General features: G+C 41.3%; 12 protein-coding genes and 1 riboswitch. Of the genes, 5 read left to right on the top strand and 7 right to left on the bottom strand.

Features of this window, described 5'->3' with window-relative positions:
- Positions 1-68 precede the first annotated feature (68 nt).
- A complete protein-coding gene (locus tag BLW54_RS10950; protein ID WP_074734588.1) occupies positions 69-980 on the bottom strand; it encodes a DMT family transporter in 912 nt (303 codons plus the stop codon).
- 144 nt (positions 981-1,124) lie between these two features.
- Between BLW54_RS10950 and BLW54_RS10945 the strand changes: the two genes are divergently transcribed.
- The 5 genes from BLW54_RS10945 (at position 1,125) to BLW54_RS10925 (ending at position 5,885) form a co-directional block, all read left to right on the top strand.
- Complete coding sequence (locus BLW54_RS10945) at positions 1,125-1,688, top strand: GNAT family N-acetyltransferase (protein ID WP_035504731.1); 564 nt, start codon at positions 1,125-1,127, stop codon at positions 1,686-1,688.
- Between the two features lie 17 nt (positions 1,689-1,705).
- Positions 1,706-3,037 (top strand): FAD-binding oxidoreductase/lyase, encoded by a 1,332-nt coding sequence (locus BLW54_RS10940; RefSeq protein ID WP_074734585.1) that lies wholly within the window; start codon positions 1,706-1,708, stop codon positions 3,035-3,037.
- Positions 3,038-3,193: 156 nt separating this feature from the next.
- Positions 3,194-3,298: riboswitch (SAM riboswitch) on the top strand.
- Positions 3,299-3,372: 74 nt separating this feature from the next.
- Positions 3,373-4,416 carry a methionine ABC transporter ATP-binding protein gene (locus BLW54_RS10935; RefSeq protein WP_074734583.1) on the top strand — a complete coding sequence of 348 codons (1,044 nt, stop codon included), beginning with the start codon at positions 3,373-3,375 and terminating at the stop codon, positions 4,414-4,416.
- Positions 4,376-5,038 (top strand): methionine ABC transporter permease, encoded by a 663-nt coding sequence (locus tag BLW54_RS10930; protein ID WP_074734581.1) that lies wholly within the window; start codon positions 4,376-4,378, stop codon positions 5,036-5,038. Before BLW54_RS10935 ends, BLW54_RS10930 begins: the two co-directional genes overlap by 41 nt.
- Positions 5,039-5,060: 22 nt before the next feature.
- Positions 5,061-5,885 (top strand): MetQ/NlpA family ABC transporter substrate-binding protein, encoded by an 825-nt coding sequence (locus BLW54_RS10925; RefSeq protein WP_083391512.1) that lies wholly within the window; start codon positions 5,061-5,063, stop codon positions 5,883-5,885.
- A 103-nt stretch (positions 5,886-5,988) separates the two neighbouring features.
- Here the strand turns inward: BLW54_RS10925 and BLW54_RS10920 are convergent, their stop codons facing one another.
- The 6 genes from BLW54_RS10920 to sppA form a co-directional block, all read right to left on the bottom strand.
- Positions 5,989-6,711, bottom strand: a complete 723-nt coding sequence (locus BLW54_RS10920) for a 3-ketoacyl-ACP reductase (RefSeq protein WP_074734576.1) — start codon at positions 6,709-6,711, stop codon at positions 5,989-5,991.
- Between the two features lie 174 nt (positions 6,712-6,885).
- Positions 6,886-8,037: a Ger(x)C family spore germination protein gene (locus BLW54_RS10915; RefSeq protein WP_074734574.1), complete on the bottom strand. Its 1,152-nt coding sequence runs from the start codon at positions 8,035-8,037 to the stop codon at positions 6,886-6,888.
- A complete protein-coding gene (locus tag BLW54_RS10910) occupies positions 8,024-9,121 on the bottom strand; it encodes a GerAB/ArcD/ProY family transporter (RefSeq protein ID WP_074734572.1) in 1,098 nt (365 codons plus the stop codon). The genes BLW54_RS10915 and BLW54_RS10910 overlap by 14 nt, the downstream gene beginning before the upstream one ends.
- Positions 9,114-10,496, bottom strand: coding sequence for a spore germination protein (locus BLW54_RS10905; RefSeq protein ID WP_035504744.1), 1,383 nt, complete (start codon positions 10,494-10,496; stop codon positions 9,114-9,116). The genes BLW54_RS10910 and BLW54_RS10905 overlap by 8 nt, the downstream gene beginning before the upstream one ends.
- A gap of 421 nt (positions 10,497-10,917) precedes the next feature.
- Complete coding sequence (locus tag BLW54_RS10900; RefSeq protein WP_074734570.1) at positions 10,918-11,460, bottom strand: RDD family protein; 543 nt, start codon at positions 11,458-11,460, stop codon at positions 10,918-10,920.
- A gap of 12 nt (positions 11,461-11,472) precedes the next feature.
- Positions 11,473-12,471: a signal peptide peptidase SppA gene (gene sppA, locus BLW54_RS10895; RefSeq protein ID WP_074734568.1), complete on the bottom strand. Its 999-nt coding sequence runs from the start codon at positions 12,469-12,471 to the stop codon at positions 11,473-11,475.
- Positions 12,472-12,512: the final 41 nt, after the last annotated feature.

The raw sequence follows: 12,512 nt of genomic DNA, 5'->3' as shown, positions 1-12,512 counted from the left end.
ATGTGTAATTTCGAAGGTGTTTGTTTCGTAAGACAAACGTATGTTGCCCTTGATTGTTTTGAGCATAATTAAGAAACAGAAGATTTCACTTTTGGTATCGCCCTCTTTTGTCTCGTTTCTTGAACTATGACTACGGAGAGCAGGACGAGGATAACACCTGTATATTGATAGAGGGTCATTACCTCGGAGTAAAACAAATAGCCAATGAGTGTAGCGACTACCGGTTCGATCGTAGCTACAATGGCTGCCCGGCTTGATTCCACCTTTTCAAGCCCCTTGGTATACAACAAAAATGGCAGGACAGTAGATAATAGGCCAAGACCGAAGATAAGCAGCCATACCTGGAGATTTCCAAGTATGTTGAACTCTTCCCAAATCATACTGAAGGGAACGATAGAGATTGTTGCTAGTAAAAAGGTATAAAACGTGACGGTTAAAGAGCGATACTTTTTTAATACGACCTTCCCGAAAATGCTGTACAAGGCGTAGAATAAACCGGATCCCAAACCAAAGAGAAGTCCTGGAATGGATAAGTCCGCTGCGCCATGAGGCAATAATCCGATGACCAGCATACAGCCGATAAAAGTGGTGAGGAGAGCTGTGATTTTTTTGGTTGTTAACCATTCTTTGAAGAATAGTCGTGACAATAAGGTTACAAATGCTGGAGCTGTATAGAGAAGCACAAAGGCAATCGACATCGAGGTCGCTTCCATGGCACTGAACAGGCACCAGTTGAACAAAACAATACTAATAATTCCTGTACCAATAAAATACCTGGTATCTGCTGGTTTGATTTTTAAAAGGCTGAAATTGTAGATGCCTATATAGATGAACAGGATGATCATAGCTGTACTCACACGTAAAGCAACAACCTGTAATGGAGAGAATCCATATTCGTATAACTCATTGACAAATAGACCAATAACCCCCCATAAAGAGGCCCCAAGAAAAATCATAATGAAGGCGCTTCGTGTCTTCATCCTTCTCCCTCCTTCATAAAGCATTTCCATTTATTATACAAAAATTATAAACGGTTTGAATATAGCTATTGCAAAAATATAGAAAATCTTGTTTGATAGTATAAAAGAATGTTAGAGAGATCACGTTTGGAGGAGGTGAGAATATTGGATCCTATTATGCGGAAAGTAAAAACAGCTATCGAAACGGATCGATTACTTTTGAAAATGCCGGAACCTGGAGACGGTGCTGTAATCAATGCATCGATTCAGAGATCACTGAACGAATTAAAGCCTTGGCTTGGTTTTGTGCAGAAGCCCCCTACGGTTGAAGAGACTGAAATAAATGCAAGGCATGTACATACAAAGTTTTTATTGCGGGAAAATCTGAGATACCTAGTATTTTTGAAAGAGGAGAAGATCTTTGTTGGTTCTACAGGGTTTCATCGGATCAATTGGGAAGTGCCGAAATTTGAATTAGGATATTGGATGGATACTACTCATAGTGGAAAAGGGTACATGAAGGAAGCCGTGAATGCTTTGACTGATTATGCCCTCCAAGAGCTAGGGGGAGCTAGAGTTGAAATTCGTTGTGATTCTGAAAACACAAGAAGTCGTGCCATTCCTGAAGCCCTTGGTTTTGATTTTGAAGGAACTTTACGAAACGAAGATGTGTCTGTTGATGGAAAAAGGCTGACCGACACATGTATCTATGCCAAAATCCGTACTTAAGAAAATGAGGGATTCTTATGAATGATGTAACCATTATTGGAGCAGGTGTCAGTGGAGTTTTCTTGGCTTATACCTTGATGAAATCTAATCCTCATATTCGTGTCCACTTGATTGATAAAGGAAAGCGCCTTGAGGAGCGAACGTGTGGTCGGGATGTGAATCAAGGGTGTATTTGCCCGGGACCGTGTGAGAAATATGTAGGATTTGCAGGCTTGGGGAAATCAGAAGGCAAGTTCAATTACACCAATGATTTTGGTGGCAGGCTGGGTGAAAAAATTGGGGAGAGCCAAGCACTGAAATGGATGGAGGAAGTAGACCATATTCTTTGTTCGTTCGGGGCGGACAAAAAGGCAAGGTACAGTACAAAGAATGAAGATTTATCAAAAAAAGCCGCTCCGTTTGGATTGAATGTATTTTCTGCGGAAGTTCGCCATTTAGGAACAAGTTTGGCTTATGATGTCTTTCAAAAACTTTACCAGGAAATGGAGGAGAACATTTCTTTCACTTTCGAGGCCGATGTTTCTGAAGTTCAAAAAAAAGGAGGGCGGTTCATCATTTACACTGACCAAGGAGTATTTGAAAGTGAACAGCTCGTTTTTGCGACAGGAATGAGTGGGAGTAACTGGATGAAGAGCATGACCGGACAGCTAGGTTTAAAAGCAGACAAAACGAGGTTGGACCTTGGAATCCGGGTGGAAACTCGAGGCGATCAACTTGATGCAATCCTGCAAGAGACATTTGAGACAAAACTCAACTATCAAACAGAAACCTATTCAGCCACCACCTATTGCATGAACCCGAAGGGCAGGGTGATTCGTAAACACCAACATGGACTAGTCATGGCCGATGGTCAGAACCAAGGGGAAGAAGAACGCCCAAGCAGTAATTTAAATTTCACATTATTTATCCCTAGATACTTTGACAGTCATTCCCTAGCTATGGGGGAGGCCCAACGAATAATAGGAGAAATCAATCAAAGAAATGGAAGAATCTTAGCTCAGACACTTGGCGACCTTCAGGCCGGTCTTTCAACGCTGTCCTTTTCAAATGGTAGAATAAAGCCTTCGCTCAAAGCAGAACCTGGTGATTTACGAGCAGAGGTACCGGATTTATACATCGATGCGTCCCTTGAGTTTTTTCAGGCATTGGAACGCTTATTAGGTGAAAAGATGGATCCAGGAACCATTTTATATGGTTTAGACAGTAAATTTTATGAACCCAAGGTTCCTACTGATATTACTTTTCAGACAGAAATTGAGGGGCTTTATTTGATCGGGGATTGCTCTGGTGAAACACACTCGCTCTCACAAGCTGCTGCCAGTGGGATTTATTTAGGGTCTGTTCTATAAATATCCTTCTAATACCTATTTTAGGTCTTTCATCCGTACGTGAATATAATGGAACAAGGAGTGTTCAAAGAATAGATTAAATAGTAAGAAAATTGTTTACAAATGGTAGTTGATGCGTTAAAGTGATAAAATATAAGGGAAATTGAATATTAATCTTTCTTATCAAGAGTGACCGAGGGATAGGCCCTTTGACGTCACAGCAACCTTCCTGCGGGAGTGGTGCTAAATCCGCCAGAATGTATTTATTCTGGGAGATAAGAGGTTGCAGATTCCACGGCAGACTCTCTCCCAAATGGGAAGAGGGTTTTTATTTTGGAGAAAAAGGAGGAGAACCGATGATTACCATCGAGCAACTGAGTAAAGTCTATCATTCCAAAGGCAAGTCAGTCATCGGGGTGGATGATGTAACTCTAAATATCGACCAAGGTGAAATTTATGGCATAGTCGGATATAGTGGAGCTGGAAAAAGCACATTACTACGCTGTATGAATGTATTAGAGCGACCGACTTCCGGGATAGTGAGAATAGATGGAATCGATCTTATGTCACTCTGTCCCAAAGAACTACGGAAAGCAAGGCAGTCGATTGGCATGATCTTTCAAGGATTTCATTTAGCTATGTCTAAGACAGTGTTGGAAAACGTAGCATTCGCTTTAAAGGCTTCAGGTGTGGGGCGAAAAGAGCGTAGGAAGAGGGCAGAGGAACTTCTCGTTCTTGTAGGGCTCGACGATAAAGCGAACCAATACCCTGCTCAATTAAGCGGCGGACAAAAACAGAGAGTTAGTATAGCGCGTGCTTTAGCTAACAATCCTAAGGTACTCCTTTGTGATGAAGCTACTTCAGCCTTAGATCCGAATACAACAAAATCCATTTTAAAACTCTTACAGGAAATTAATCGTGAACTCGGGTTGACGATCGTTTTGATCACTCATGAAATGGAAGTCGTCAAAGAAATTTGTGACCGGTGCGCCGTAATGGAAGAAGGGCGGATTGTCGAACAAGGATCAACTTACGACATTTTTGCTTATCCAGAAAATGAATTGACTAAACGGTTTATTCAGACGGTTATTGATTTTCAAATCCCTGAGGAACAGCTAGTAAAAATCCAGGGAACTATTGTGCATATGACGATTACAGGGGAGCTTGCAGGTGAATCAATTGTTTCGGATCTCTTACAGCACCACGATATCCGCGGGAATATTCTCCACGGGAAAATTGATTACATTCAAAACCAAGCCCTAGGTATGTTTGTTATGGAATTAACAGGTGACCGGTCTGAAGTTGAGCGGGCAATAGGGACCTTACACGACAAGTTAGAGGAAGTGGAGGTGCTGCAGGATGCTGGAACAGCTGATCAATCTATGGCCAGAGCTGAATAAATCATTTTTGGAAACATTGGTTATGGTGGGCATAGGTCTTGTGGTGTCTTTAATGGTAGGTCTTCCTTTGGGGTTATTATTGTTTGTTACCGATAGGGCCTTGTTCCTGGAAAACCGAGTAGTCAAGAGTATTGCCGGAGTGGTGGTCAACCTGGTCCGTTCGATACCCTTCATCATTTTACTTGTCTTCCTATTTCCTTTCACGAATTTACTAATCGGAACGACTACTGGCCCCATAGCAGCCTCCGTGGCTTTATCTGTAGCGGCAATCCCCTTCTATGCCCGTATGGTAGAATCTTCAGCAAGAGATATCGATCGGGGGGTCATTGAAGCAGCCATTGCATGCGGCGCCTCACCGTGGTTGATTATCAAGGACATCATCTTTCCTGAAATTAAATCAGGATTAATCAGCGGTCTTACCATTACAGCTATCAGCTTAATTGGTTACTCTGCGATGGCAGGGGCCATAGGCGGCGGTGGTATTGGTGATCTTGCTATCCGTTACGGCTACTACCGTTACGATAATTTCGTCATGTTTACTACTGTCATTTTATTAATAGTGTTGGTACAGATAATTCAATATCTTGGCGACTTTATAGCGAAGGCAGTGAAAAAGAGTTGAAAAAATTGAAGGAGGAAACATCATGAAAAAATTCTTTTTATTTGCAATCATAATCCTGAGCATTCCTTTATTAACGGCATGTGGGGGAGAAGAGGGAAGTGCAGACGCTTCGGAAAAAGAAACCATTCGATTCGGGGCTACAACTGGACCATACAGTGATATGGTCACTAAAGCCATAATTCCTTTACTTGAAGAAAAAGGGTACGGGGTGACGAATAAGGAATTCACAGATTATGTGCAACCAAACAAAGCCTTAGCGAATGGCGATTTGGATGCCAACTTATTTCAACACAAAATTTATTTAGAGTCTTTTGCTAAAGAAAACAATCTGGATTTATCGGATGTCATTACCGTTCCAACGGCTCCTATGGGGGTTTATTCCAATACATATGAGGATATGGAGAGTATTGAAAACGGGAGTACGATGGGGGTACCCAACGATCCTACAAATTTAGCCCGTGCCTTAACTGTATTAGAAGATGAAGGTCTTATCGAAGTTGACGACAGTGTAGATCCCTTGCGTGCTTCGTTGAAAGACATTGAAAAAAACAAGAAAGAGATTGAGTTTGTGGAAGTGGAAGCAGGACAATTGCCCCGCCTTGTAGAAAGTGAAGATTTGGCCATGGTTCCCGGAAACTATGCGCTGGCCGCAGGAATGGACTTGTTAGATTCACTTGCTCTTGAAGACATGCCGGATGATTATCGCAACCGGGTAGCGGTCAATACCGATGATTTAGAGACTCCATTTGTAAAAGATATTAAGGAAGTCATTGAGTCGGATGAATTTGAAAAAATTATGGATGAAGAGTTTAAAGGCTTCGGAAAACCTCAATGGATGAAGGAATAATAAACATTAAAAAGAAGAGCAGGCTGTCCAGATATGGGCCAGACTGCTCTCTTTTTTACAGAATTCGAAATTTAGCAGCTGCCAAGGAGTCCGATTTCCTATATTAAAAAGGGTTGGTCGCCCATTGCAGGGATTGCTTTATGAAGATACGAGGATGGAGTTTTAATTGGGATACCATATACTCGGCCAAATCTTCCGGTTGCATATATTTTTCCTTATCATGTTCTTCTAAATGGTCTCCAAACGCGAGCTCTGTCGCTACAAGACTTGGGTTTAGTGTGAACACACGGATGTTGTTCCTTCTTACTTCCTGCATAAGAGCCTCTGTCATTCCTTGAAGGGCGAATTTGGAACCACTGTACGCCGTAGATTTAGCTGTACCTTTCAAACCGTTGCTTGAGGAGATATTAATAATGTCCCCTTGATCTTTTTCAATCATGCCTGGAAGCACTGCCCTGGTAACATGATACGTACCGAAAACATTTACTTCAAATGTACGTTTCCATTCTTCAGGCTCTAATTCCAGGAAGTTCCCATAAATACCTATACCTGCATTATTAATCAAGATATCTGCTCTTCCTAGTTCTTTTTCTAAGTGGGCTACTCCATTCTCCACTTGATTGATATCTGAAATATCGATGGGAGAGTAGCTTGCATTGACTCCATAAGAACGAACTTCGTCAGCCAATTTTTCCAGACGGCTCTCTGTCCGAGCGATTAAACCTACGTGGACACCCTCTTGGGCGAGTTGAATAGCGGTAGCTCGACCAATCCCTCGTCCAGCTCCCGTAACGTAAGCAATTTTACCTTTTATTTCTTGTCCCATATTTCTCAGCCCCTTTTTTTATCTTATGGAAAATTTTACGATCTTTTTAAAAGGAAAGCAAAGCTTACGATTGGTTACTTTTATACAGCTTAAATTGGACTCGGTAATCCTATAGGTTAGAATGAGCAAGAGAAAACAAAAACGAATGCTAAATAAACCAGGGAAATCCCCGATTTATTTAGCATTGAAATTCTGTGTTCCAAAGTCAGTAATTTCCGTATGGACATCAACGCTGATATCCAGCTCCGGAAAGAGTTTATCCCACTCTTTTTCGTGTTTTTCCCAATATTTAGGCTCGTGGATTTGAACCCATTTGGATAGGTTTAGAAAGTCAGTTTGGTATTCTTGTTGGGCAAGTTCGAGAATTCGTTCTATTTTTTCTTTGATGGTCTCGTTCGCGGCCTCTTCTAACTCATTTTTCCACGATTTTTTAAATACATTGCGCCCAAGTCCCCAGTCTTCTGCGAGGACGCTTGATATGTTCACTTGGACCTTCATTTTAAGGTCATCACCTTGTACGTTTGTTTTAAATTTAGTATTCGCTCCTTTAATTTCTAAAATGACAGGCCCTTCTTTTAATTTTTCCTCCTTAAGGTAGATGAATCCACCCACGACATTGTTATGCATATATCGGACGCCTTCCATGTCATCTATGTCGATCCAGCCGAGATAGTGGGAACTCTTTGCTTCAATAATCCCTGCCCCCGAGGATTTTACTTTTCCCTCTTCCAGGGATACACCTGGAATCAAGAAGCTCTTTTTCTCAGATATATATTGAGACATATCCCCAACCGTTAAATTCTTTGGATTTTTATTATTGATTTGGTAATTCTCGCTTAAGGACTTTATTTGAATGGCTGGAAACACTTCTTTTTCCGGCTCCGTGTTAAGGATATCCAGGACAGGATCGCGGGTGATAAAAACAGGAGTGGTCCGTCGGAATTCGTGGTCTCTGATAAAAATATCGAGAACTTGATCGGCCCGTTCTTTTTCAAAGATCTTCGTTGAGGACAAAATCGATTTCAAGTGTGTGTAGTTGGGCGGCCGGTTGCTTTCCAATGAATTCATACGGATGATTTCAAAGAACGTATCTCCTGTCATGCTGATATTTTGGAATGGGACGCTTTGCGGCGAGCTGTCTTGTTGTGTTGGAATCTTCCCTGGTACCACGTATTGATTGACCATTGTCAAATTGTCATCATTACTATCTACATCCAGGCCGACCCCAACAATAATTCCTACATCCTCAATTTCCTTAATGTCCCAGCAGCCAGTGAGGAGAATGAGCATCACCATCCATATGAAAATCGATTTAAGAGGATGCATAGGAATTCCCCCTGAACAGAGAAACAATTAACAGTATGACTGGAAGCACAACGATGGCCATGAAAGAAATTATTTGGATGTGGGTCGAATAATGAAAAACTTCTGTCAACCCTTTAGGCAGCATAGTTAAAATAAATATGAACACTCCTGCGACAGGTAGAAACCACCGGGTCGGTTTGAACAGACTTTTGAAGCCTAGCGTCGATGCATACGTATAGGCGGTGAAAGAGGTGAAAGCAGTGGTCAACCATCCGAAAAGGAAAATGAGCTCGAACCGTTCAAAGAAAAATCCCTGAAATTCGATACTCTTGGCCATTTCAATCGTCGGAAAAGTGATTTCTTTCAACTCCTCAACCCCTAAGACACCTATCGATATAATGTGAAAAACAACATAAATCAGGGCTGTCAAACTGATACTAGTCCACATGGTAACCAGTAGATGTTTGGCTTTTCTCTTTTTGATCAGCTTAGCGAAAATGAGTAAGAATTCCATTCCTAAATAAGAGAAAAATGTAATTTTGATACCACTGAAGGTGGCTCCAAAATTGTTTTGCAGGACGGGTCTCACATTTTGCATGTCTAGGTTTTTTATACTTAGTAAACAAAGAACGAAGAACATGAACATCATAATTGGAAAATACAGCTGGAAAAATCGGACGATATCTCCCGCTCCGTTGTAGATCAAGTACATGCTTACAAGTAGGAAAGAACCTACCACTGTGTATAGGGGAGTTACGTCTAATAAATAATTATTTATGATACCAGCTGTTATTCTTAAAATATAGGCAGCCACAATCAAGCTGTAAACGACAAATAAAAAGTTAAAAATCCAACCGAAAAATTTCCCCATAATGGTGGATGACATTTCAAAGAAAGTAAGCCCTGGATAACGAACGGCTAATGTGACGTATATACATATAACGACAGAGACAGCTAAAGCTCCAAAAATAATACTGACCCAAAGGTCCGGAGAATCCACCTCTTTAGCAAGGTCACGGGGCATGAGGATGATGCCGATCCCTATCATGGTGGATATAAAAACGACAATCAGCTGCAGCATAGTCATTTGCTTTAAATCACTCAATGCGGCCTCCTCCTTTTTTTAGCTTGAAGCGAATCAAAGAGTCTTTCCAGCGTTTAATATAAAAAGGCGCAAAAGGTTCCAAGTATGGGGTGGAAAAACTTTGGAAATGGATAAGGTGAATGCTTACAGCAAAGATTACTAAAATTAACCCATAAATGCCTAGGGTGGCTGCCGCTAAAAGCATGACGAAACTAATAGTTCTAAAAGCGAGGCTTAGGGCGTAATCGGCAATTGTAAAGGAACAAATGGCTGCAAAGGATACCACAATAACCATCAATGGGCTGACAATTCCTGCTGTTACAGCCGCTTCCCCCAGGACAATCGCACCAACAATACTGACTGCTGGCCCGATAGGCTTTGGCAGGCGAATCCCAGCTTCTCTCAGCACCTCAATCGTCAGTTGCATAATCAGCGCTTCCATAAATGACGGAATGGGCACACCTTCTCTGGTTTTCGCAATGGAGATAGCGAGATCAGTAGGAATCAGCCCATGGTGATATGAAATTAGGGAAATGTAGATGGATGGCAACATCACAGCAAGAAGTGCAGCCATGTATCGCATTAGGCGGATCAGTGATGCAGGAATCCATTTGAAATTGTAGTCATCCGCTTGTTGAAATAAGGCATTTAAGGTGGTAGGCGCCAGGAGGACTGATGGTGAACCTTCCACGAATATAGCCACCCTTCCTTCAACAAGAGCGCTCGATACCTTTGTTGGCCGCTCCGTCTCCTGAATCTCAGGAAAAAGGGAGTAGTTGTTTTTCTCAATTAATTGTTCAACCACTCCGCCATCTGGTATGTAATCTTCTTTCACCGCATTTAAACGATTTCTTACATCTTGTAAAAGTTCTTCATTAGCTGCCCCCTCTATATAAGCAACCGATACACTCGTATAAGAACGAGTACCAAGTTTGAACTCTTCGAATTTTAAATTTGTTGAACGTAAATGTACACGTAATAAAGCGATATTCATTTCAAGCGATTCAATGAAGCCATCCCGAGACCCTCGTAAAGTCATCTCGGACACAGGTTCCTGAATCGAACGATAAGCAAACTGGGCCGAATCAACGGCATAAGCCATATCTCGTTCAAATAGTAAAGTAAATCCGTCGAGGAGATGTTGATCCACATCCTCATGACTTTTCAATTGAATCAAAGGTTCTGCAGAAAAAGAATGAGGGAGCGGCGCTTTTTCACGGTCCTCCCATTCGGATAGAGGAAGTAAAATGGAATCCTGAATTTGTTTAATATCCACAATGGCAGGGATGTACATCACATGAACAGGATGATCGCCCACATCTACTTTTTTTATGGTTATATGATGATTTTTCCTTTTTTCCTGAATGATTTGGGAAATATTGATAGGTGGCTCCATTTTCTCACCCTCTCTCCATTATTTGCTTTTTATTATGTACAGATAGCGGTGATTTACCCTGTTGAAATCTAATCTTTCCATAGTGTTTTTGTGGAGAGTCGAATCGGTTTAGTCAATATAGGAGGAATGTTGAAGCCATGGGTGTTTAGTTAGCTCACAGGCAAATTTTTGAGTGTTTTCTATGGAAAGGGCATATCATTTCACCTTAGTGTTTATTACATGGATTTAATAATACGATACAAACTATTTAGGGAAGGGGGGGAATCATAGTGGGTAAAAAAGCTAAAAACAAAAGTAAAAAAGATTTGAACGCTCTTCGTCGTGAGAAAGGGGAAACGAACGGTACTGGGAAACAAGATCCATCTCGTTAGGATTCATTAAAAAAACGCCTGCTATCCCTCGATGGGAGCAGGCGTTTTTTTTATACGGTTTCTGGACGTCTCTCAATCGTATGATTCAATTTACTGAATTTATTTTTTATGACAGAAGTATCGGCAAAAAGGTCGTGGATTCCTTGATGGCGCTTTGTGAAGGCGACCACTAAATAGGGAATGCCCAAGACAGCCATGCTAATATAACGCCCGATACATTCTCTGAAAATGATTTGTCCATTTGTTAATGTATCATCCTTGAACGAAACGACAGACAACCCGAAAATCATCTTTCCTAATGTGGCACGGAAAATTTTCGTCATAAGAATGAAATAGACGAAAAAGATGATAGAGGTGGTTATGTTATGCGCACTGAACATCGGCACCCATAACTGCGCTTCTTCAAGGTTTAACAACCGTAATAGAGGGCGTGTCACTATTGTATTCAAACTCCAAATGACGAGCAAATCAATGATGTAAGCGGCAAATCTAGAACCAAAGCCCGCATACAACAGTTTTTGGAGGTCATCTTTTTGGTTATGGACAATAGATGAGAGACGATCATCATTTGGATGTTGGTTAGTTGTATCCATATTTTCCCCTCCTTATTCTGTGTACATATACATCATTCTAGGCCCTTGACGTTGGCTGATTAATTTTTCAATGTAGCGTATTTCGCTATTTGGCATCAAGCTTTCAGCAAACGGCAAGTTAAAAAAGGAGGCCATATTGTTCTTGTATTCGAACACTTGTGGGTCGCCGCCAATTTCTTCTTTTAATGCTTTCAACGTATCTTCACGGAATCCGATCTCATCCACGAGTCCGTTTTCCACGGCTTGTTTTCCTGAATAAATGCGGCCATCAGCAAGTTCCTTGACGCGATTTTCGGACATGTCGCGTCCCTCGGCAATTACATCTACAAACTGTTGATAAGACTCATCTACCAGGGTTTGCAGAATTTCACGATCTGCATCGGTCATTTCTTTTGTCGGACTCATAATGTCTTTAAATTCGCCACTTTTGATTGTATTGAACTTCACACCATATTCATTGGCAAGCTCTTGATAATTAATACTTTCCATTATGACTCCCAAAGAGCCTGTGAAAGTATCATTACTGGCGAATATACGATCAGCAGGAGCGGAGATATAATATCCCCCGGAAGCAGCCATGTTCCCCATAGAAACATATATCGTTTTTCCTGCTTCTTGTATTTCAAGAAGTTTGTCGTGAATTTCAGCACTTTCATAGACGCCTCCACCAGGTGAATTCACATATAGGTGGACACCTTTGATGGATGCATCTTCTTTAATCGTTTCTAATTTTTTCAGGAAGCGATCATGCTGATATCCACCTCCACCGAATGGATTAGGGTTCGTACTCGGGTTGTCGATAATCGCGCCTTCAAGGCTTAATTCAACAATTCGTTTGTTGCTGGATCCACGTTCCACCACTTTTTCCTCTAATTTTTCACTGTTTGAGAAAAGCCCCATGGCGTCCGTTTCGTCTTCATCTCCCTCAATGAAGGAACCGACAAGTTGAAACGAGAGGGCAATGATCAAAATACTTGCAGCAATAATACTTGCAATTATTCGTTTGCTCATATGTAAACTCCTTTCCATTTTGTGTTCAGATTTCAACCATA

Origin of the sequence: Halobacillus karajensis (assembly GCF_900108515.1) — a bacterium.
In the GTDB taxonomy this organism is placed as follows: Bacteria; Bacillota; Bacilli; order Bacillales; family Halobacillaceae; genus Halobacillus; species Halobacillus karajensis.
Note: the sequence above shows the minus strand (reverse complement) of the source record. Positions and strands in the feature narration are given on the sequence as shown.